The organism is Methylosinus sp. RM1, assembly GCF_011378635.1.
Lineage (GTDB): Bacteria > Pseudomonadota > Alphaproteobacteria > Rhizobiales > Beijerinckiaceae > Methylosinus > Methylosinus sporium.
The window spans coordinates 1-19,960 of sequence record NZ_WOVC01000009.1; the positions used below are offsets into that span (position 1 = coordinate 1).

The window sequence follows — 19,960 nt, forward strand, 5'->3', positions numbered from 1 at the left end:
GGAGAATCGCCGGTGGCCGCCGCAAGCCGCTCGCTCGCTACGGCGCTATGAAAAGCGCGCGTCGCAAGCGGCTTGCTCCCGAGCTGCTACACCACCGGTGGGGGCACGACCGTCTCGCTCGTAGACCTGACGTCGGTCGATGCCATACTCAACATCAACCGAATTGACTTTCATCCGCAAACTCACTTTGCGAGACTTAAACCAAAGCTTCGAGTTTTCAAATGTACTCACGATAAAGTGAGAGCCCTCCTTGTGCGGATAGAGCGGGAAAATTGTTTTTCCGTGCGCGGCAACATGTATCGGGGGCGAGATGTCCTGAGAAATGTTCAGCCAATTTTTCTGAAAAAAGACAACGGCGTTGTCTTGATCGAGAAAATGTAATTTTATGCTCTCTTGTGTACCTTCAAGGCATCGAGAGAAAATTGCGTTTCTCTAAACGCAAACAGAATAGGATTCTCTGTTTACATAGATTGATGCCGGGTTAATCGCGAGCTCTGTGTTAGAGTTATTCTCGATCACTATGCACGGAAAGAAGTAATTGGCCTTCGATTGGTCTTGCTTGTCAAATAACACGCTCTTTACGCGGAACGAAATTTTAAGTCTCGGACGACGGATGTAGTTTCTTATCGAGAGATAGAGGTAGGGGGCAAACCTGACAACTAGCCGAAAAGCGGGACTAACCCCTTTCGTGCCAATGTCTTCCAAATCCATCATTGGTCCTCGAAAAATTTCAATATTTGGTCCGGTCGAGAGGACTCGATTCGGCATCGCTGACTGAAACGCGAGCGACGAGACAATCGTGCGTAGCAGTCCGGCGTATCGGGCGCAAGCTTCACGCCGCCTATTGGCTGATGCTCGAACTGCGCGACGCCATTCCCAAAACCCATCCGCTCGTTCGTCATTGCATCCCTTGCGAACCGACCAGCCGGAAACCGCATCACAGATCGCGAGACCCTGCCGCCGTCCTGGCCGGGCTTGTCCCGGCCATCCACGCCGAGCCGCTGAGAAGATGAAGGACAACGCCCGCTATCGACGGGTTCATTCCGCGGCGGGCGCCGCCGGAGCCTCGGCGTCACGCCATCCTTCTGAGACTATTCGGCGTCCTGGCGTGGATGGCCGGGACGAGCCCGGCCATGACGGCGCGGGGGCGAGGAGAAGGATAAGGACGCTTGCGCGTTCCTTCTCCCGCTCGCGGGAGAAGGTGGCCCGGCGTAGCCGGGTCGGATGAGGGTCCGTGCAGATGAGCCGTTTCGACTTCAAATTAAAAAGCGTCGCGCGGCTCGGCGAGCGGCAGGGGCCCTCATCCGACCCTCGCTGACGCGAGGGCCACCTTCTCCCACGAGTGGGAGAAGGAAGCGCGCCGTAGATTCGGCGCGGGCCACTCTTTGGGCGAAAAACTTGCCCCAAATCCGTGGCCCGGGGGTTTCCTCTTTCGAAAAAACATGAAATCGCTCTCATTATCAAATTCGCCGACGCGAGGGCCTTCCCCTCGCGCCTCGAACTGCGCCCGAAAGGGACCGCGCCCGGAAATGGGAAAGACGATGGCTGAGACAGAAGAATTGCCCCCGCGCGAAGCTATGGATTACGACGTCGTGATCGTCGGAGCCGGCCCGGCCGGCCTCTCCGCCGCGATCCGCCTCAAGCAGATTTCGCCCGATCTCTCGGTCGTCGTCATCGAGAAGGGCTCGGAGCCCGGCGCGCATATCCTCTCCGGCGCTGTCATCGATCCGATCGGCCTCGACCGCCTGCTGCCGGACTGGCGCAGCCGCGACGACGCGCCGCTGAAGACGCTCGTGACCAGCGACGACATGTTCTGGCTGACCTCGACCAGCGCCGTCACCATCCCGCATGTCATCAATCCAAAGCTGATGAGCAATCACGGCAAGTTCATCGGCTCGCTCGCCAACGTCGTGCGCTGGCTGGCGCAGGAGGCGGAGGGGCTCGGCGTCGAGATTTATCCCGGCTTCGCCGGCGCGGAGCTGCTCTATGGCGAAAAGGGCGAGGTGCTCGGCGTCGCCACGGGCGACATGGGCGTCGGCCGCGACGGCGCGCCCAAGGACAGCTTCACCCGCGGCATGGAGCTGCGCGGCAAATATACGCTGATCGCGGAAGGCGCGCGCGGCTCGCTGGCCAAGGAGCTCATGAAGAAATACGCGCTCGACGCGAACAGCGAGCCGCAGAAATTCAGCATCGGCCTCAAAGAGCTGTGGCGCATCCCCAAGGAGAAGCACCGCCCCGGCCATATGCAGCATTCGGTCGGCTGGCCGCTCGCCGACGACACTGGCGGCGGCTCCTTCCTCTATCATTTCGACGAGGATCTCGTTTCGGTCGGCTTCGTCGTCTATCTCAACTATTCCAATCCGACGCTCTCGCCTTTCGACGAGTTCCAGCGCTTCAAGGCGCATCCCGCCATCGCGCCGGTGCTGGAAGGCGGGCAGCGCCTCGCCTATGGCGCGCGCGCGCTGACCTCGGGCGGCTGGCAGAGCGTGCCCAAGCTGACCTTCCCCGGCGGCGCGCTGATCGGCTGCTCGGCCGGCTTCATGAATGTCCCGCGCATAAAGGGCTCGCACAACGCCGTGCTGTCCGGGATTCTCGCCGCCGATCATGTGGCGGCGGCGCTGGCGGAAGGCCGCGCGCATGACGAGGTTGCGGCCTATGACGCCGCCTGGCGCACCAGCGACATCGGCAAGGATTTGAAGCCGGTTCGCAATGTGAAGCCGCTGCTGTCGAAATTCGGCACCAAGCTCGGCATTGCGCTCGGCGGCTTCGACATGTGGACGAATGAGCTGTTCGGCTTCTCGATCTTCGGCACGCTGAAGCATGGCAAGCCGGATTACGCCTGCCTGAAGCCGCTCTCGCAGGTGACGCCGATCGTCTATCCGAAGCTCACCAGCAAAGTGGTCTTCGACAAGCTCTCCTCCGTGTTCGTCTCCAACACGAATCATGAGGAGGATCAGCCGTGCCATCTGAAGCTCGCCGATCCTTCGATCCCGATCGAGAAGAATCTGCCGATCTATGGCGAGCCGGCGCGGCTCTACTGCCCGGCGGGCGTCTATGAGGTGGTCTATGCGGAGGAGGCGACGAAGAGCGATCCGCGCTTCGTCATCAACGCGCAGAATTGCGTGCACTGCAAGACGTGCGACATCAAGGACCCGGCGCAGAATATAAATTGGGTTCCGCCGGAGGGCGGCGGCGGCCCGAATTATCCGAATATGTGAGCCATGCGAACGACGGCGGGCGCGGACAGCGCGCCCGCCGACCGCCCCGGCCATTGCGAGCGACGATGTTCTTTCTTCTTTCCAAGATCGGCCAATTTTTCTTCAATCCGGCGCATGTCGCCATATTGCTGGCCGCGAGCGGCGTCGCCCTGCTGTTCACGCGCTTCGCCAAGACGGGCCGTGCGCTGGCGACGGCGGGGATATTCGCCCTCGTCGTCATGTCCTTCTCGCCGCTCGCGATCTATCTGGCGCTCCCCTTGGAGAATCGCTTCGCGCGGCCGGCGCCCGATAGCCCCGCGCCGGACGGGATCATCGTGCTCGGCGGCGCCTTCGACGAGAACATCAGCATGGCGCGCGGCGGCGTCGCCTTCAATGACGCCGCCGAGCGAATGACCGCCGGCGTCGAATTGGCCCGCCGCTATCCGAAAGCGCGCCTCCTCTTCACTGGCGGCTCGGCGGCGCTGCGCGGCTCGCCCTATTCCGAGGCGCAGGTCGCCGGGCGTTTCTTCGAGCAAATGGGCGTCGATCCGGCGCGGCTCATCCTCGAGGACAAATCGCGCAATACTTTCGAGAACGCCGTCTTCTCTCGCGAGCTGGCGGCGCCGAAGCCGGGCGAACGCTGGCTCCTGGTCACATCGGCGATGCATATGCCGCGCTCGATCGGTATTTTCCGGCGCGTCGAATTTCCGGCGATCCCCTACCCTGTCGCCTATCGCACGCGGGGATATTGGACGGATATCAGCCTTCACAAAAATGCGGCGGATATGCTCCGCCTGACCGATCTCGCCACGCATGAGTGGGTCGGCCTCGTCGCCTATCGTTTGAGCGGCAAGACCGACGCGCTGTTTCCCGGGCCCTGAACGAGGCGAGGCCTCAAGTCGTTCCGGTTCGGATCGCCCTTTGTTCGGTCGTGTTTTCTTCACGCGAACCGGTTCCCGGTTCGCTCGAAAACGCTCTCGGCGCTTTCGCGATCGCCAGCAGATTCTGCGACAAAATGCAGTCGAACGACCCCGTCTCCGCTGCATGGAGCGCGCGAAACAGGGTCGACCCGATCTGCCAGACGAGCGCTCTGAGACCACTTTTCAAATTATGTGGCCTGGGCTTGTCCTCATAGCATTCGATTTCGCGGAAGCCGATCGTCCGAAAGAGCTGTCGCACGGATGTCGAGGTGAAGGCCAATTCATGGGTCAGATCGCCATATAAGCTCCGTGAGCCGAAAATGCCCTCGGCATTGGGGACATGGGCGATGATATGTCCGCCCGGCCGCAGCACCCGGAAAATATCGCCGCACGCCTCGAACAAAACCTCCCGGCTCATATGTTCCAGAACGTCGATGACGATGACGAGATCGACGGAGTTGTCGGCGGTGTTTTTCAATTCTTCTCGCAAATCGCCGAGCTTCACTTCGTGAACGCCGCCCTTTGCGGCGGCGGCGACCATTTCCGGCGAGGAATCGACGCCCGCCACATTGCGATAGCCGGCCTTTTTCAGCCAAAATATCGCGCCGCCGGCGCCGCACCCCAAATCCAGAATACGAATATCGCGGTCGGCCGGGAGGTGGCGCGCAATCAGATGATTGATGAATGGCGCTTCGGAACGGTAGCCGCTCGAAGAGCTCGCCCCGCCCTGTTCGCTCGAGACATAATGGTCATACAATCGGCGGCGCCAATCGGACATGCCGTCTCCCCCCGCTGAACCGGTCAGAGCCGCCCAAAGTCGTAGCGACGGCGGATTTCGTCGGCAATCCGTGAAAAGCGCGAGGCGCCCGCGATCGCCGCTTCCGGCCGCATGACGAAATCGCGCTCGGCGCAAAATTGTTGACTTCCGCCAAGGGCGCGGATAATCACCCCAGGTCCGGCGCGGGGAAACCTTCGCCGGCCCGCACCCGTGGCCTTTCGTAAAAAAGGCCTGTCGGCCGGAATTCCGGCAGAGGAGGGCGCGTTCTTTTGACGCGAGAGGCATGACCTCGTCGCGCGGGAACGTGGTTCGGCGACGCTGGCCTCTGACCGAGGCCGGGCGCGGCGTCTCGTTTTCGCGCTTGTGCGAGGCTGCGAAAAAAAGAGGACGCCGGCAAGTGACGAAGCGCGCCGAAGCCAAATATAAAATCGACCGCCGTCTCGGACAGAACATCTGGGGCCGCCCGAAGAGCCCGGTGAACCGTCGCGAATACGGCCCCGGCCAGCACGGCCAGCGCCGCAAGGGCAAGCCTTCCGACTTCGGCACGCAGCTCAAGGCCAAGCAGAAGCTCAAGGGCTATTACGGCAATATCTCCGAGAAGCAGTTCCGCAAATATTATGCGGAGGCCATCCGGCTGAAGGGCGACTCGGGAGACAATCTGATCGGCCTGCTCGAGCGCCGTCTCGACGCCGTGGTCTATCGCGCCAAATTCGTGCCGACCGTCTTCGCCTCGCGGCAGTTCATCAACCACGGCCACATCAAGGTGAATGGCCGCCGGGTGAACATTCCGTCCTATCTGGTGAAGCCGGGCGACGTCGTCGAGGTGAAGGAGAGCTCCAGGCAGATCCTCATCGTCCTCGAGGCGGCCGGCCTCTCCGAGCGCGACGTGCCGGAATATTACGAGGTCGACCATCAGAAAATGACGGCCAAGCTCACGCGCGTGCCGCTCCCCTCCGAAGTGCCCTATCCGGTGCAGATGGAGCCGAACCTCGTCATCGAGTTCTACTCGCGCTGATCGACATTCGCCGGCCCGAAGCTTTCGGGCCGGCGCTTTTTCAGACCGCGGCGCTCGGCCGCACGGCCGCGGCGGGGCGGAAGGGCGTGTCATCCCCCGGCGTCGTCGGCGCATAATGGACGAACCGCAAACTAGAGTTCGCGCGGCCTTTGGTCAGCGCGCTCAGCGCCTCGCCATAGCCGAGCAGTTCCGCGAGCGGCGCGGTCGCCGTTATCCGAGTGGTCTCGTCGCCCTGCTGCGCCTTCAGCGCCTGCGCGCGCCGCCCGCGCAAATCCGCGATCACCGCTTCCGCGCTGTCATTGGGCGCCGTGACTTCGACGCTCATGATCGGCTCCAGCAATTCGCTGCTCTTGGCGAGAGCCTCCCGCGTCGCGGCGCGCGCGGCGATCTCGAAGGCGAGCACCGATGAATCCGAGCCATGGCCGGCGCCGTCCACCAGCACGGCCTTCATCTCCACCACCGGACAACCGAGAATGACGCCCGTCTCCGCCACGGAAACGACGCCGCGCTCCACGCCATCGACGAATTCGGCCGGGACGGCGCTCGCGGGCGCGCGATTTTCAAAAATCTCGCCGCCTGCGCCATCGGGATCGAAGACCAGCTTCACGCGGGCGTATTGGCCGGGCCGCTTATGGGTGAAATCGATCTCCTGGCGGCGCGACAGGCGCTCGCGATAGGCGACGCGCGGCGCGCCGACGATCGCCTCCACCGGCGACAGCTCCAGAAATCGGGCGATGGTCTCTTTCAGCCGCTCCTCGCTGGCGGCCTCGAGCAGCGCGCGCGTTCCGTCGATCACATCGAGGTCCGAGATGCGCAGTCCCGAAGCGCCGGCGGAGAGGCGCGCCAGCGCTTCGACGAGTTCTTCCCAATCATCTTCGTGCTTGGGCTCTATCGTCACCGAGACGAGCAGCGGCGAATTGATCATCATGGCCTCCCACTTCTCCCGCGCCGGCGGCGAATCGGGAGGAGGGAGGCTAGCCGCGGCGTATGACAGTAAGTCATACGCCGCGCTCGAGCCGGTTCAGTTGCGGCGCGCCAGAGAGCGCAGGAAGCCCTCCATATCCTCGGTCAGCTCTTGATCGATGGCGGGCGCCAATTTCAGCAGCAGATTGGCGACGAATGCCTGATCATTGCGCTTTTCCTCGAGCACCTCGCGCAGCACGGGGACATTGTCCTCGATATGGGTGAGGAAGGAGATGCCCTTCTCCAGCGTCTCCGTCCAGCGCTCGCGGCTCCACAGCGCCAGCGGATACATGATCTCATGGACGAAGTTGGACTTGCGCGCAGCTTCGAAGAAGCGAATGCCCGCGTTCCAATTCTCCTTGGCGCGCATGGGCGGCGGCGGAATGTCGCCGAGCAGCATCTTCTTGCCGGCGGCGCCGACGTGATCCTCGAGGCTGATGGGCGGGTCCATCGGCGTGCGGAAGGCCCATAGCGAGGTCGAGCCGGGGAAGTCCTTGCCCAGGGCCTCGGTGAGCGCCGCCTCGACCTTGTCGGCGGCCGCCTTGTCGCCCTTGAGCGCGGCCGTCATGAAGAAGGCGAAGACCGCGTCGCCGCCGTAAGTCACCGCCGCGGCGGCCTTCAATTGCTGGTCCGTGAGCTTGGGCGTGACGCCGTCGGCGGGAACCGTCACATCGCCGGCGCGCAGCGCGGTGATGAAGGTCGTGATCTCCAGCCAGCCCACATAATTGGCGATGAAGGCGTCGGGATCGACATAGACGATCGCCAGATTGAGAGGCTGCTTGCGCTTTTGCAGTTCCGCCATGTCCGTCATGGAATATCCTTCCTGTCCCCAGTCTTTGCTGTCCCAGGTCTATGCTTGGGCGCTCGCGCCCGAGCCCCTCTCTCGGGCGCGGCGCCCGTCCTCACTCGTCCGCCAGCATCACGCCGGTGATGCAGACGTCGCCATCGTCGATCACGAGCGAGAGAGGCGTCAGCTTTCCGCCTTGGCACGGGCCGATGAAGCAATGGCCGGTGTCGAGATCGAATTGGGCGTGATGCCGCCCGCATTCGATGAAATTGCCCGACTCGTCGAGGAAATTGCCGGGCGAGGTGTCGAGACGCATCTGCTCATGCGGGCAGGAGTTCTCGAAGCCGTAGAAATTGTTGCCCTTGCGGGTGATGAGGATCGGCCACGGATTGGTGTCGCCGTTGTCATAGGCGCGCATCAGGACAAAGCCATGGGCTTGGCCGTCCTCTATGTGGCCTGTGCGACAAATCACAAACAGATCGTCCATGGGCTGACCCCTTTCGAACAAACATCCACGCTCCGTGCGACCCGGAGCGGACCCGTGAAATCGGGTAGCAAGCGATGAGCCAGCCTGATCCGACGCTTGACGATATGGTTAGATCACCATATTGAACGAGAGGAATTTCAGACGGAGACCAGCGGCGAGATGAGCGCATCGGCAATCTTGAAGCTCCAAGCAGCCGGCTTCTCGACGGAGCAAGTGACGGCGCTCGCCGAGCTCATCGACTCGCAGGCGGCCACCAAGGCCGATCTCGAGGCGGCGAAGCACGAGCTCGGCGCACAGATCGGTGGCGTGAAGTCCGAGCTCGGCGCGCGCATCGACGGCGTGAAGTCCGACCTCGAGGCTGCAAAGCACGAGCTCGGCGCACAGATCGGTGGCGTGAAGTCCGAGCTCGGCGCGCGCATCGACAGCGTGAAGTCCGACCTCGAGGCTGCAAAGTACGAGCTCGGCGGGAGAATTGACAGCTTAGAACATAGTCTCGGCTCGAAGATCGACGCAGCCGATCACCGGCTCGACATGAAGATTACCCGTCTCGACGGCGAATTCGCATTGGTAAAATGGATGCTCGGCTTCACCCTCGCATTCGAGGTCGCCCTCTTCTACAAGCTTTTCCTGCACTGAGCGACGAAGATGCGGGATCGTCCTGAAACTTATGAAGCCTCGCCCTGCGGCGCGGAAAACGCGCTCAAAGCGCAGCTCATCGGCAAGATCGGCCGGCTGATGAAGGAGCGCGGCTTGAAGCAGGTGGAGGCCGCCGGCCTGCTCGGCGTCAAGCAGCCGGACGTCTCCAAAATGCTGCGCGGCGATTTGCGCCAATTCTCGGTCGAGCGGCTGCTGCGTTTTCTGGTGGCGCTGGGGCAGGACGTCGAGATCGTCGTCAAGCCGCCGAGCGGCGCGGAGGCTCCGGCGCTGCGCGTCGCGCGTCTGTGACGCGGATAGACCATTCTTTTGAAAAAAGAGACGAAGGGATCGTGATGACCGAACTGCGATGGAGCGCGAAGATATGACCGCCGCCCTTGCGATCGAGCCGAAGCGCGACGACGCGCTCGACCAGAGCATCGCGCGCGCGTCCGGCGCGCTGCGCGCGCTCGCCAAAGGCGACGGCCATTGGTGCTTCGAGCTCGAGGCCGACGCCACCATTCCCGCCGAATATGTGCTGATGCGCCATTTCCGCGACGAGCCGATCGATCACGCGCTCGAGGGCAAAATCGCCGTTTATCTGCGCCGCATTCAGGGCGCGCATGGCGGCTGGCCTTTGTTCCACGAAGGCGCCTTCGATATGAGCGCCAGCGTGAAGGCCTATTTCGCGCTGAAAATGATCGGCGACGATAGAGACGCGCCCCATATGAAGCAGGCGCGGGAGGCGATCCTCGCCCATGGCGGCGCGGCGCGCACGAATGTCTTCACGCGCGCGCTGCTGGCGCTCTATGGCGAGATTCCCTGGCGCGGCGTGCCGGCCATGCCGGTGGAGATCATGCTGCTGCCGAAATGGTTTCCCTTCCATATCGACAAGATTTCCTATTGGGGCCGCACCGTCCTCGTGCCGCTGCTGGTGCTGCAGACGCTGAAGCCGCAGGCGGTCAATCGCCTCGGCGTACATATCGGCGAGCTCTTCGCCACCCCGCCGAACGAGGTGAAGAAATGGCCGACCGGCGCGCATCAGCATCCGGCGCTGGTCGCGATGTTCGGCGCGATCGACAGACTGCTGCGCGCCGCCGAGCCTTTGTTTCCGAAAGGCCCGCGCCGGCGCGCGATAAAAGCGGCGGAAGCCTTCGTCACCGAGCGGCTCAATGGCGTCGACGGGCTCGGCGCCATTTTCCCCGCAATGGTCAACAGCCTGCTGATGTATGACGTGCTCGGCGTTCCCGCCGATGACGAGCGGGTGAGACTGGCGCGCGAATCGATCGAGCGCCTGCTGGTGATCAAGGAAGACGAGGCCTATTGCCAGCCCTGCGTCTCGCCCGTGTGGGACACGGCGCTCGCCTGCCATACGCTGCTTGAGGTCGGCGGCGAGGAGGAGGAGGCCCGCGCCCGCGCCGGGCTCGATTGGCTCGCGCCGCTGCAAGTGCTGGATGTGAAGGGCGATTGGGCCGTGCAGCGGCCGAATGTGCGCCCCGGCGGCTGGGCCTTCCAATACGCCAACGCCTATTATCCCGATGTCGACGACACCGCCGTGGTGGTGACGGCGATGGATCGCTCCTACGCCGGCCGCTCCGACCGGCCCTATGACGAGCGCATCGCCCGCGCGCGCGAATGGGTCGAGGGGCTGCAGAGCAAGAATGGCGGCTGGGGCGCCTTCGACGCCGACAATGAATATTATTATCTCAACCACATTCCCTTCGCCGATCATGGCGCGCTGCTCGATCCGCCGACATCGGACGTCTCGGCCCGCTGCGTCTCCATGCTGGCGCAACTCGGCGACACGATCGAAACCAGCCCCCGCATGAAAGCCGGCGTCGATTATCTCCTCGCCGAGCAGGAGCCGGACGGCAGCTGGTTCGGCCGCTGGGGAATGAACTATATATACGGGACCTGGTCGACGCTCTGCGCGCTCAACGCCGCCGGGCTGAAGCCGGAACATCGCGCCATGCGCCGCGCCGTCGATTGGCTCGTCGCGATCCAGAACGAGGACGGCGGCTGGGGCGAGGATGGAGACAGCTATAAGCTCGACTATCGCGGCTATGAGAAAGCGCCGAGCACGGCCTCGCAAACGGCCTGGGGCGTGCTGGCGCTGATGGCGGCGGGCGAGGTCGGCCATCCGGCGGTCGCCCGCGGCGTCGCCTATCTGCAGGCCAATCAGGACAAGGACGGACTGTGGAAGGAGGAGCGCTTCACCGCGACGGGCTTCCCGCGGGTCTTCTATCTGCGCTATCACGGCTACGCGAAATTCTTCCCGCTGTGGGCGCTCGCGCGCTATCGTAACCTCGAGAGGGGCAACAGCAAAATTGTCCAGACCGGACTCTAGACGTCGCTTGGACGGCCCGGATGAGGTGGAGCCCCCGCGGTTCCTCATCATCACGGGGCTGCTGAGCGAGCGCGCCTGCGCCGAGGGCGAAGGTCTGGTGCCGATTTGCAGCGGCGCCGACACAGAGGGCCTGCGCGCCGCGCTGGAGCGCACGCAGGGCTTCGCGCTCGCGGGCGTCGTCAGCTTCGGCATAGCGGGCGGGCTCGATCCGGCGCTGCGGCCGGGCGACGTCGTCATCGGCTCCTCCGTCGTCGCGGAGGACAAGCGCTATGAGACCAGCGCCGAGCTCTCGTCCATTTTGAGCGAAGGCCTCGGCGCCTCGGGCGGCAAAATCGTCGCGGGCGTCATCGCCGGCGTCGAAGCGCCCGTGCTCGATCCCCAGGGAAAGGCGGCGCTGCGAAAAAAGACCGGCGCGGCCGTCGTCGATATGGAGACGCATATCGCCGCGGAATTCGCTGAGCGCCGGCGCCTGCCACTCGCCGTGGTGCGCGTCGTCAACGATCCGGCGGCGCGGGCGCTGCCGCCGCTGGCCACCTCCGCCGTCACGCCGGACGGCGGCGTCGATTTCCGCGCGGTGTTTCGCGATCTCGCCCGCGAGCCGCGCCAGATCGGCGATCTCATTCTCGCCGGTCTGGACTTCCGCAAGTCTTCGGCGACCTTAGGCCGCTGTGGGCGTCTTCTCGGCCCGCTCCTTAGCCTCGGCCTCTCGGAGCTCTGAGAGCGTCGCGACATTCTTGTCGAAGACATATTGCGCCGGCCGCTGCTTCTCGAGCGAGATGTCGGGCGCGAAATCGCCTTCCGTCCTCACGCCGCGCAGAGCGACCAGCGCCGCCTTCCACGGACGCGCGACGGCGTCCTTCACCGCCGTGGCCTCGAAGCCGCAATGGACCATGCAATCGGCGCATTTCTCGTAATTGCCGACGCCGTAGGAGTCCCAATCGGTCTCGTCCATCAGCTGCTTGAAGCTCTGAGCATAGCCCTCGCCCAGGAGATAGCAGGGACGCTGCCAGCCGAAGACGGTGCGCGCCGGATTGCCCCAGGGCGTGCAATGATAGGTCTGATTGCCGGCCAGAAAGTCGAGGAACAGGCCCGACTGCACGAAGGACCAATCACGTCCGCCGCGTCCGCGCTTCAGAATGCCGCGGAACAGCTCCTTGGTGCGGGCGCGATTGAGGAAATGCGCCTGATTGGGCGCGCGCTCATAGGCGTAGCCCGGCGAGACCGTCATGCCGTCTATGCCGATGCGCTTCACCTCGTCGAAGAAATCGGCGACGCGGGCCGGATCGGCGTCCTGGAAGAAGGTGCTGTTGATGGTGACGCGGAAGCCTTTCGACTTCGCCAGCTTGATCGCCTCGACGGCGCGCTTGTAGACGCCCGTCTGGCTCACCGCGCGATCATGCATCTCCTCGTCGCCGTCGAGATGGATCGACCAGGTGAAATAAGGGCTCGGCTTATACTGGTCGATCTTTTTGGCGAGCAGCAGCGCATTGGTGCAGACGATGGCGAATTTCTTGCGCGCCATTATGCCCTGCACGATCTGCGGCAGCTCCTTGTGCAGCAGCGGCTCGCCGCCGGCGATCACGACGACCGGCGCGCCGCATTCGTCCACCGAGGCGAGGCAGTCCTCCGCCGAGAGGCGCTTGTCGAGAATATGGTCCGGATAGTCGATCTTGCCGCAGCCGGCGCAAGCGAGATTGCAGCGAAACAGCGGCTCGAGCATCAGCACCAGCGGATAGCGCTTCCGGCCGGCGAGATGCTGGCGGAGGATATAGCCGCCGATCGACATGATGTAGCGAAGCGGAATGGACAAGAAAGCTGTTCCTTCCAGGGACCGGCTCTTCGACAGAGCGGCGCGGAGGCCGCCCGGCTTCGACGCGCGAGAAACACAGCGTCGGAACGTTCCGTCTAACACGAAAGCTCGACTGCGCAAACCGGCGGCCGAGATCGCCGGCTGCGGCGACTTCGCCTCGAGGATATGGCGTTTTTCAGGCCCGAGCGGATCATGATAGGGTCGCCGCCCCGTTACGGAAGCCGCGAGAGGGAAGCTTGGCCGGCGTGATCGTCAAAATCTGCGGCTTGTCCACCCTGCCGACGCTCGAGGCCACGATCGCCGCCGGCGCGGATATGGCCGGCTTCGTCTTCTTCGAGAAGAGCCCGCGCCACATCACGCTCGAGACGGCGCGGGAACTCGGCCGGGTCGCGCAGGGACGCATCGCCAAGGTCGCACTCACCGTCGACGCGGACGACGATGCGCTCGACGCCATCGTCGCCGCCCTCGCGCCGGACCTTCTGCAATTGCACGGCCGGGAGACCCGAGAGCGCGTCGCCGCCGTGAAGGCGCGCTTCCGCCTGCCCGTCATCAAGGCGATCGGCGTCGCCGGCGCCGCGGATGTTTCCAGCGCTGCAGCCTTTCGGGAGGTCGCCGATATTCTCCTCTTCGACGCCAAGCCCGCGCCGAACGCCGCCGTCCCCGGCGGGGCCGGGACCGTCTTCGATTGGGAGCTGATGCGCGGCTATAGCGGCGGCGACTGGATGCTCTCCGGCGGCCTCGACCCCGCCAATGTGGCGGAGGCGCTGCGGCTCACCGGCGCGCCGGCTGTGGATGTGTCGTCCGGCGTGGAGCGCGAGCGTGGCGTGAAGGACGAGGCGAAGATCGCGGCCTTCGTCGCGGCGGCGCGAAAAGGCGGAGCGTTTTTCTAGCGCACGAAATTCGCCGGCGTTTGCGTAGAACGATCGAATTTATCGGGGGCATTCTCGAAAATGAACGATGAAGAAAGGCCGCCGACGCCCGGTAATGCAATAAAATCCGCCGGAACCGGTTCTGAATACAAGCCTCGCCGTATTCGCCCGCGAATTAAAGCCGTTCCGGCCATTCGCCAAATTTATTGGTGCGACTTCGGAATGGAGCCCATTTTGCCCGAAATGGGTAAGACACGCCCTGCCGTCATTGTGTCGTTCAAGCATACGCTCACTGGGCACTGCCTCGTCCTCCCCACATCCACAGACCCACAGGAAGGCGAGAGCGGGAGATGGGCGCACAAGCTGTCGCTCGAGATCGAGAAGGGAAAGGTCTCCTACGTCGTCTGCAACCACCCCCACACGGTTTCGACGGCCAGACTTCAGATGCTCTGGGGAAAGAACACGCCTCGGCTCGATATTCAGGAGTTCAGGCTGATAATCGATAAGCTCATGGCTTGGCTTCCAAAGCTCGATTGACTTTTATGGAGGCCGCCCGCGTTCTCGAACAACGAGTTTTCCGTTGACGGAATTAGCGACCATCGCTAGATGTAACGTTACCTGCGGCCCCGAAAGGGTGTCCGTTTCTCCGCGAGGAGAGTGAAAGGCGAAGGGGACCGAAAAGGTCCCCTTTCGTTTATCTTCGAGAGTAATTCGCTGCAACATGCGCGAACTCCGAGCGAGCGGCTCCGTCTCTTCCCCGCGTCCGAATCGAGCGTCCCCGCGCGATCAGGGGACATCGACTTCAAACGAGAGGACGCCGACGCTTTCATCCTGACAGCCGAACGTCTATGAGAGTCGGCTCTGAAAGAGACCGGCAGCGAACAGCCCCGAGGACGAACGGCGTTGAACGAGCAGACCCCCAATTCCTTCCGCAACGGCCCGGACGAGAACGGCCGCTTCGGCCTGTTCGGCGGCCGCTTCGTCGCCGAGACCTTGATGCCGCTCATTCTCGACCTCGAGCGCGCCTATGGGGAGGCCAAGGCCGACCCCTCCTTCCAGGCCGAGCTGGACAGTCTGCTGAAGCATTATGTCGGCCGGCCGAGCCCGCTCTATTACGCCGAGCGCATGACCGAATATTTGCGCGGCCTCACGGCGGCGGTGAGCGGCCAGGGCGGCGCCAAAATCTATTTCAAGCGCGACGAGCTGAACCACACCGGCGCGCATAAGATCAACAATGTGCTCGGCCAGATTCTGCTCGCCCGCCGCATGGGCAAGAAGCGCATCATCGCCGAGACCGGCGCCGGCCAGCACGGCGTCGCCACAGCCACCGCCTGCGCGCGCTTCGGGCTCGATTGCGTGGTCTATATGGGCGCCGTCGATGTCGAGCGGCAAAAGCCCAATGTCTTCCGCATGAAGATGCTGGGCGCGGAGGTCCGCCCGGTGCAGTCCGGCGCGCGCACGCTGAAAGACGCGATGAACGAGGCGCTGCGCGATTGGGTGACCAATGTCGCCGACACTTTCTATTGCATCGGCACCGCCGCCGGCCCGCATCCCTACCCCGCCATGGTGCGCGATTTCCAATCGGTGATCGGCAATGAGGCGAAGGCGCAGATGCTAGAGGCGGAAGGTCGGCTTCCCGATTCGCTGGTCGCCTGCATCGGCGGCGGCTCCAACGCCATCGGCCTGTTCCACCCCTTCCTCGACGACGCTTCGGTCGAGATTTACGGCGTGGAGGCCGCCGGCCACGGCCTGGACGTCGAGAACGGCCACGCCGCCTCGCTGGCAGGCGGACGGCCCGGCGTGCTGCACGGCAACCGCACCTATCTGCTGATGGACGACGACGGCCAGATTCTCGAAGGCCATTCGATCTCCGCCGGCCTCGATTATCCGGGCATCGGCCCGGAGCATTCCTGGCTGCGCGACATCGGCCGCGTGACCTATCTGTCGGCCACCGACAAGGAAGCGCTCGCCGCCTTCCAGCTCTGCTCCAAGCTCGAGGGCATCATCCCCGCGCTGGAGCCCTCCCATGCGCTGGCCAAGGTCATGGAGCTGGCGCCGCAGAAGTCGCAGGATCATCTGATGGTGATGAATCTGTGCGGACGCGGCGACAAGGATATTTTCGCCGTGGCGGAGCATTTGGGCGGGATGTGAGCTTGCCGGCGGGTCCGGCTAGGGTTATATTTTTGTATAATTCTAAAAGGCAGGACTATGCAGACGGCCAAGCTACGAAAAGTCGGCGGCTCGATCATGGTGGCGGTTCCGCCCGCCATGCTCAACGCGCTCGAGCTCGCGGCCGAATCGACCGTCGGCCTTTCGGTCGAGGGCGGCCGCCTGATCATCGAGCCGCAACCCCAGCGCCGCTATTCCCTCGACGAGCTTTTGTCCGAAGAGGCTCCTTCTGTCTCCGACCGAGACGAAGCTTGGATGAATTCGCCGCCCGTCGGCCGCGAACTTCTCTGATGGATCGAGGCGATATCTACCTCGTCGATCTCGATCCGACCGAAGGTCGTGAGCAAAAAGGCCGCCGCTGCGTGATGATCGTTTCGGCGAGCCGCTTCAACCGGCACACCGGGGCCCCGCTCTGCGTGCCGATCACTGGCGGGGGCGGTTTCGCTCGCGCAACCGGCTTCACGGTTCCGCTCACGGGCAGCGGACTTTCGACCGATGGCGTCGTCCGCTGCGATCAGGCGCGGACGCTGGATCTGCGCGCCCGCGGCGCCCGCAAGCTCGAGAGCGCTCCCGACTATATCGTCAATGAGGTGATCGCCCGGCTCTCGACATTGCTGGAATGACGCCCAACCCCGCCATTCCCCTTCGCCCTCCCCTATGCTATCGCCTGCGGCCATGACTTCCGCCGCCACGACCACACGCATAGACGCCCGCTTCGAAGCCCTGCGCGCCGAGGGCCGCGCCGCCCTCGTGACCTTCGTCATGGCCGGCGACCCGGACATCGAGACCTCGCTCGCTCTATTGAAGAGCCTGCCCAAGGCCGGCGCCGACGTCATCGAGCTCGGCATTCCCTTCACCGACCCCATGGCCGACGGCCCCTCCATCCAGGCGGCGGGCCTCCGGGCGCTGAAGTCGGGCATGACGCTGAACAAGACGCTCGAACTCGTCCGCGCCTTCCGCGCGCAGGATCAGGCGACGCCGATCGTGCTGATGGGCTATTACAACCCGGTCTATGTGCATGGCGTGCCCGCTTTCCTCGAGGAGGCGAAGGCGGCCGGCGTCGACGGGCTCATCATCGTCGATCTTCCGGCCGAGGAGGACGCCGAGCTGTGCCTGCCGGCGCGCGCGGCGGGGCTCAATTTCATCCGCCTGGCGACGCCCACCACGGATGATAAGCGCCTGCCCAAAGTGCTCGAAAACACGAGCGGATTCGTCTATTATGTGTCGCTCACCGGCATCACCGGCGCGGCGCTCTCGGATTATTCGGGCGTGTCGGAGGCGGTCGCGCGCATCAAGCGCAGCACGCCTCTGCCCATCGCCGTCGGCTTCGGCGTCAAGACGGCGGCGAACGCCGCCGCCATTGCGCGCTACGCCGATGGCGTGGTGGTGGGCACGGCGCTGGTCGATGCGCTGGCCAAATCGCTCGACGCGGAAAATCGCGCCGGTCCGCGGACGGTGGAGGCGGTCACGAGCCTCGTCGCCGATCTCTCCCGCGGCGTGCGCAGCGCGCGGGCGCAAGAGGCGAAGAAGGACGAGCCCTTCTCGCTGAAATCCGCCTTGGGGGCGCTCGCGAGGCTCTGGTCATGAACTGGTATTCCAACGTCGTTCCGCCCAAGATCAAAGCTCTCATCAAGCGCGAGGCGCCGGAGAACGCTTGGGTCAAATGCCCGGAGAGCGGCCAGCTGGTGTTCCACAAGGACATAGAGGACAATCTCTATGTCGTGCCCGGCTCCGGCTATCACATGCGCATACCGGTGGAGGCGCGGCTCGCCAGCCTCTTCGACAATGGCGAGCATGAGGTGGCGCCGACGCCGGACGTGCCGAGCGATCCGCTGAAATTCCGCGACATCAAGCGCTATGTCGACAAGATCAAGGAATATCGCCTCAAGACCGGCCATCAGGACGCGGTGACGATCGCCTATGGCAAGCTCGAAGGCGCCGCCGTCACTGTCGCCGTGCAGGACTTCGAGTTCATGGGCGGCTCGCTCGGCATGGCGGCGGGCGAGGCGATCATCGCCGGCATGACGCACGCGATAGAAAAGCGCACGCCCTTCATCATTTTCACCGCCTCCGGCGGCGCGCGAATGCAGGAAGGCATGTTCTCGCTGATGCAGATGCCGCGCACCACCATCGCCGTGCGCCGGCTGCGCGAGGCGCGCCTGCCCTATATCGTCGTGCTCACCAATCCGACGACCGGCGGCGTCACCGCCTCCTACGCCATGCTGGGCGACATTCACATCGCCGAGCCCGGCGCGATCATCGGCTTCGCCGGCGCGCGCGTCATCGAGCAGACGATTCGCGAGAAGCTGCCCGAGGGCTTCCAGCGCGCCGAATATCTGCGCGACCATGGCATGGTGGATATGGTGGTGCCGCGCACGGAAATGCGCGAGACGCTGGCCCGGCTCTGCGCGCTGCTGACCAAAGCGCCGCGCCGCGCGGCTTGACGGAACGAAAGCCGATATCATGGATCAGCGCGACGCGATTCTGACGCGCTTGCTGGACCTTCATCCCAAGAAGATCGATCTGTCGCTCGGACGGACCGAATGGCTGCTGGCCGAAATGGGCCATCCCGAGCGCCGGCTGCCGCCGATCATCCATGTCGCCGGCACCAATGGCAAAGGCTCGACGCTGGCTTTTCTGCGCGCCATTCTGGAGGCCGCCGGCCAGCGCGTTCACGTCTATACCTCGCCGCATCTCTTGCGCTTCAACGAGCGCATCCGCCTCGCCGGAACGCTCGTCGACGACGCGCGGCTGACGCGCGCGCTGGAGGAGTGCGAGCGCGCCAATGGCCAGCGGCCCATCACCTTCTTCGAGATCACGACGGTCGCCGCCTTCATGCTCTTCGCCGAGGAGAAGGCCGATTGGCTGCTGCTGGAGACGGGCCTCGGCGGACGCTATGATTCGACCAATGTGATCGCGAGCCCGAAGGCGACGATCATCACCTCCATCTCGCGCGATCATCCCGAATTTCTCGGCGATACGATCGAGAAAATCGCCTATGAGAAGGCTGGCATTTTCAAGCGCGGCGCGCCCGCGATCATCGGCTTTCAGCAGCATGACGGCGCCCGCGACGTGCTGGAGCGCGAGGCGCGGCGCGTCGGCGCGCCGCTCTCCATCGCCGGCGAGGATTTCCATATTCGCGAGGAGAACGGCCGCTTCGTCTATGAGGACGAGCGCGGCCTGCTCGATCTGCCGCTGCCGCGCCTGCCCGGCCGCCATCAGCAGGCCAACGCCGCCGGCGCCATAGCCGCGCTGCGCGCCGTGGCGCCGCATATCGGCGCCGAACATATCGAGGCGGGCCTCACCCGCGCCGAATGGCCGGCGCGGCTGCAATTGCTCTCGCGCGGACGGGTGGCGGATCTGGTTCCGCCGGGCTCGGAAGTCTGGCTCGACGGCGGCCATAATGACGACGGCGGCCGCGTGCTCGCCGAGGCCATGGCGCAATTCGAGGAGAAGAACGCCCGGCCGCTGGTCTTCGTCTGCGGCGCGCAGGTGACGAAGGACATTCGCGCATTGATAAAGCATTTCGTCGGCCTCGCCGGCGAGGTCGTCGCCGTGCCGGTGGAAGGCGAGCATAAGAGCTGGCCGCCGGAGGAGATCGCCGCGCTGGCCTGCGCCGAGGGCATGAGGTCGGCGGCCGCGCAGAGCGTCGAGGAGGCGTTGGCGATCATCGCGCAGCGCAGCTATGCGGTCCCGCCGCGCATATTGATCGCCGGCTCGCTCTATCTCGCCGCCGGCGTGCTGGCGCTGAACGGCTCTGTCATAGAGTGACAGGCTCTCCCTTCTCCCGCTTGCGGGAGAAGGTGGCCCGGCGCAGCCGGGTCGGATGAGGGTCCGCGCCTATTTACAAGAGACTCCAATATTTTGCGTCGAGACGCCGCTCATGTTCGGACTATCCAGATCGTCGTGGCGTGGATGGCCGCGACAAGCGCGGCCATGACGCTCGAAAAATTTCGTTCATCGAACCGCGTTCGTAGCCCGGGCC

At 64.2% G+C, this 19,960-nt stretch carries 21 protein-coding genes; 15 read left to right on the forward strand and 6 right to left on the reverse strand.

Annotation, left to right across the window (positions count from 1 at the left end; all coding sequences use genetic code 11):
• Positions 1 to 1,541 precede the first annotated feature (1,541 nt).
• Together FMZ75_RS08180 and FMZ75_RS08185 are read left to right on the forward strand one after the other, a co-directional pair.
• A complete protein-coding gene (locus tag FMZ75_RS08180; protein WP_166142100.1) occupies positions 1,542 to 3,218 on the forward strand; it encodes an electron transfer flavoprotein-ubiquinone oxidoreductase in 1,677 nt (558 codons plus the stop codon).
• 65 nt (positions 3,219 to 3,283) lie between these two features.
• Positions 3,284 to 4,078 carry a YdcF family protein gene (locus FMZ75_RS08185; RefSeq protein WP_166142102.1) on the forward strand — a complete coding sequence of 265 codons (795 nt, stop codon included), beginning with the start codon at positions 3,284 to 3,286 and terminating at the stop codon, positions 4,076 to 4,078.
• 13 nt (positions 4,079 to 4,091) lie between these two features.
• Here FMZ75_RS08185 and FMZ75_RS08190 read toward each other — a convergent pair whose 3' ends face one another.
• Together FMZ75_RS08190 and FMZ75_RS08195 are read right to left on the reverse strand one after the other, a co-directional pair.
• Positions 4,092 to 4,895 (reverse strand): class I SAM-dependent methyltransferase, encoded by an 804-nt coding sequence (locus FMZ75_RS08190; RefSeq protein WP_166142104.1) that lies wholly within the window; start codon positions 4,893 to 4,895, stop codon positions 4,092 to 4,094.
• Positions 4,896 to 4,918: 23 nt separating this feature from the next.
• Positions 4,919 to 5,065, reverse strand: a complete 147-nt coding sequence (locus FMZ75_RS08195; RefSeq protein WP_158271796.1) for a hypothetical protein — start codon at positions 5,063 to 5,065, stop codon at positions 4,919 to 4,921.
• A gap of 227 nt (positions 5,066 to 5,292) precedes the next feature.
• Here FMZ75_RS08195 and rpsD point away from each other — a divergent pair, with 227 nt between their 5' ends.
• Complete coding sequence (gene rpsD, locus FMZ75_RS08200; protein ID WP_108916983.1) at positions 5,293 to 5,910, forward strand: 30S ribosomal protein S4; 618 nt, start codon at positions 5,293 to 5,295, stop codon at positions 5,908 to 5,910.
• Between the two features lie 40 nt (positions 5,911 to 5,950).
• On the opposite strand, the gene FMZ75_RS08205 is transcribed toward rpsD, so the two are convergent.
• From FMZ75_RS08205 to FMZ75_RS08215, 3 genes are all read right to left on the reverse strand, one after another.
• A complete protein-coding gene (locus FMZ75_RS08205; protein WP_166142106.1) occupies positions 5,951 to 6,838 on the reverse strand; it encodes a TetM/TetW/TetO/TetS family tetracycline resistance ribosomal protection protein in 888 nt (295 codons plus the stop codon).
• Between the two features lie 93 nt (positions 6,839 to 6,931).
• A complete protein-coding gene (locus tag FMZ75_RS08210; protein WP_142864264.1) occupies positions 6,932 to 7,684 on the reverse strand; it encodes a hypothetical protein in 753 nt (250 codons plus the stop codon).
• A gap of 91 nt (positions 7,685 to 7,775) precedes the next feature.
• The gene (locus FMZ75_RS08215) at positions 7,776 to 8,147 is read right to left on the reverse strand and encodes a Rieske (2Fe-2S) protein (protein WP_142864263.1); all 372 of its coding nucleotides are present in this window, start codon (positions 8,145 to 8,147) and stop codon (positions 7,776 to 7,778) included.
• A 159-nt stretch (positions 8,148 to 8,306) separates the two neighbouring features.
• On the opposite strand from FMZ75_RS08215, the gene FMZ75_RS08220 reads away from it, so the two are divergent.
• From FMZ75_RS08220 to FMZ75_RS08235, 4 genes are all read left to right on the forward strand, one after another.
• A complete protein-coding gene (locus FMZ75_RS08220; protein WP_166142108.1) occupies positions 8,307 to 8,783 on the forward strand; it encodes a hypothetical protein in 477 nt (158 codons plus the stop codon).
• 9 nt (positions 8,784 to 8,792) lie between these two features.
• A complete protein-coding gene (locus tag FMZ75_RS08225; RefSeq protein WP_166142110.1) occupies positions 8,793 to 9,092 on the forward strand; it encodes a helix-turn-helix domain-containing protein in 300 nt (99 codons plus the stop codon).
• Between the two features lie 73 nt (positions 9,093 to 9,165).
• Positions 9,166 to 11,127: a squalene--hopene cyclase gene (shc, locus tag FMZ75_RS08230; protein ID WP_166142112.1), complete on the forward strand. Its 1,962-nt coding sequence runs from the start codon at positions 9,166 to 9,168 to the stop codon at positions 11,125 to 11,127.
• A 7-nt stretch (positions 11,128 to 11,134) separates the two neighbouring features.
• Complete coding sequence (locus FMZ75_RS08235) at positions 11,135 to 11,845, forward strand: phosphorylase (protein WP_246659942.1); 711 nt, start codon at positions 11,135 to 11,137, stop codon at positions 11,843 to 11,845.
• Here the strand turns inward: FMZ75_RS08235 and hpnH are convergent.
• The gene (gene hpnH, locus FMZ75_RS08240; protein ID WP_166142114.1) at positions 11,786 to 12,937 is read right to left on the reverse strand and encodes an adenosyl-hopene transferase HpnH; all 1,152 of its coding nucleotides are present in this window, start codon (positions 12,935 to 12,937) and stop codon (positions 11,786 to 11,788) included. The genes FMZ75_RS08235 and hpnH overlap by 60 nt on opposite strands.
• 236 nt (positions 12,938 to 13,173) lie before the next feature.
• Here hpnH and FMZ75_RS08245 point away from each other — a divergent pair, with 236 nt between their 5' ends.
• From FMZ75_RS08245 to FMZ75_RS08280, 8 genes are all read left to right on the forward strand, one after another.
• Entirely contained in the window at positions 13,174 to 13,827 is a 654-nt protein-coding gene (locus FMZ75_RS08245; protein ID WP_166142116.1) for a phosphoribosylanthranilate isomerase, read from the forward strand.
• 60 nt (positions 13,828 to 13,887) lie between these two features.
• A complete protein-coding gene (locus FMZ75_RS08250; protein ID WP_166142118.1) occupies positions 13,888 to 14,343 on the forward strand; it encodes a type II toxin-antitoxin system PemK/MazF family toxin in 456 nt (151 codons plus the stop codon).
• A 366-nt stretch (positions 14,344 to 14,709) separates the two neighbouring features.
• Positions 14,710 to 15,957 (forward strand): tryptophan synthase subunit beta, encoded by a 1,248-nt coding sequence (gene trpB, locus FMZ75_RS08255; RefSeq protein ID WP_166142120.1) that lies wholly within the window; start codon positions 14,710 to 14,712, stop codon positions 15,955 to 15,957.
• A gap of 57 nt (positions 15,958 to 16,014) precedes the next feature.
• Complete coding sequence (locus FMZ75_RS08260; RefSeq protein ID WP_142863867.1) at positions 16,015 to 16,266, forward strand: antitoxin; 252 nt, start codon at positions 16,015 to 16,017, stop codon at positions 16,264 to 16,266.
• Positions 16,266 to 16,598, forward strand: a complete 333-nt coding sequence (locus FMZ75_RS08265) for a type II toxin-antitoxin system PemK/MazF family toxin (protein ID WP_142863866.1) — start codon at positions 16,266 to 16,268, stop codon at positions 16,596 to 16,598. The genes FMZ75_RS08260 and FMZ75_RS08265 overlap by 1 nt, the downstream gene beginning before the upstream one ends.
• Positions 16,599 to 16,650: 52 nt before the next feature.
• Complete coding sequence (gene trpA / locus FMZ75_RS08270; protein ID WP_166142126.1) at positions 16,651 to 17,562, forward strand: tryptophan synthase subunit alpha; 912 nt, start codon at positions 16,651 to 16,653, stop codon at positions 17,560 to 17,562.
• The gene (accD, locus tag FMZ75_RS08275; protein ID WP_108916997.1) at positions 17,559 to 18,419 is read left to right on the forward strand and encodes an acetyl-CoA carboxylase, carboxyltransferase subunit beta; all 861 of its coding nucleotides are present in this window, start codon (positions 17,559 to 17,561) and stop codon (positions 18,417 to 18,419) included. Before trpA ends, accD begins: the two co-directional genes overlap by 4 nt.
• A 19-nt stretch (positions 18,420 to 18,438) precedes the next feature.
• Positions 18,439 to 19,746 (forward strand): folylpolyglutamate synthase/dihydrofolate synthase family protein, encoded by a 1,308-nt coding sequence (locus tag FMZ75_RS08280; protein ID WP_166142128.1) that lies wholly within the window; start codon positions 18,439 to 18,441, stop codon positions 19,744 to 19,746.
• Positions 19,747 to 19,960 lie beyond the last annotated feature (214 nt).

What these genes read in the sequence shown, in the direction of transcription:
- FMZ75_RS08180 (WP_166142100.1), top strand. Translation starts at nt 1,542, where the DNA reads ATGGCTGAGACAGAAGAATTGCCCCCGCGCGAAGCTATGGATTACGAC.
- FMZ75_RS08185 (WP_166142102.1), top strand. Translation starts at nt 3,284, where the DNA reads ATGTTCTTTCTTCTTTCCAAGATCGGCCAATTTTTCTTCAATCCGGCG.
- FMZ75_RS08190 (WP_166142104.1), bottom strand. Translation starts at nt 4,895, where the DNA reads ATGTCCGATTGGCGCCGCCGATTGTATGACCATTATGTCTCGAGCGAA.
- FMZ75_RS08205 (WP_166142106.1), bottom strand. Translation starts at nt 6,838, where the DNA reads ATGATGATCAATTCGCCGCTGCTCGTCTCGGTGACGATAGAGCCCAAG.
- FMZ75_RS08210 (WP_142864264.1), bottom strand. Translation starts at nt 7,684, where the DNA reads ATGACGGACATGGCGGAACTGCAAAAGCGCAAGCAGCCTCTCAATCTG.
- FMZ75_RS08215 (WP_142864263.1), bottom strand. Translation starts at nt 8,147, where the DNA reads ATGGACGATCTGTTTGTGATTTGTCGCACAGGCCACATAGAGGACGGC.
- FMZ75_RS08220 (WP_166142108.1), top strand. Translation starts at nt 8,307, where the DNA reads ATGAGCGCATCGGCAATCTTGAAGCTCCAAGCAGCCGGCTTCTCGACG.
- FMZ75_RS08225 (WP_166142110.1), top strand. Translation starts at nt 8,793, where the DNA reads ATGCGGGATCGTCCTGAAACTTATGAAGCCTCGCCCTGCGGCGCGGAA.
- shc (WP_166142112.1), top strand. Translation starts at nt 9,166, where the DNA reads ATGACCGCCGCCCTTGCGATCGAGCCGAAGCGCGACGACGCGCTCGAC.
- FMZ75_RS08250 (WP_166142118.1), top strand. Translation starts at nt 13,888, where the DNA reads ATGAACGATGAAGAAAGGCCGCCGACGCCCGGTAATGCAATAAAATCC.
- FMZ75_RS08260 (WP_142863867.1), top strand. Translation starts at nt 16,015, where the DNA reads ATGCAGACGGCCAAGCTACGAAAAGTCGGCGGCTCGATCATGGTGGCG.
- FMZ75_RS08265 (WP_142863866.1), top strand. Translation starts at nt 16,266, where the DNA reads ATGGATCGAGGCGATATCTACCTCGTCGATCTCGATCCGACCGAAGGT.
- trpA (WP_166142126.1), top strand. Translation starts at nt 16,651, where the DNA reads ATGACTTCCGCCGCCACGACCACACGCATAGACGCCCGCTTCGAAGCC.
- accD (WP_108916997.1), top strand. Translation starts at nt 17,559, where the DNA reads ATGAACTGGTATTCCAACGTCGTTCCGCCCAAGATCAAAGCTCTCATC.
- FMZ75_RS08280 (WP_166142128.1), top strand. Translation starts at nt 18,439, where the DNA reads ATGGATCAGCGCGACGCGATTCTGACGCGCTTGCTGGACCTTCATCCC.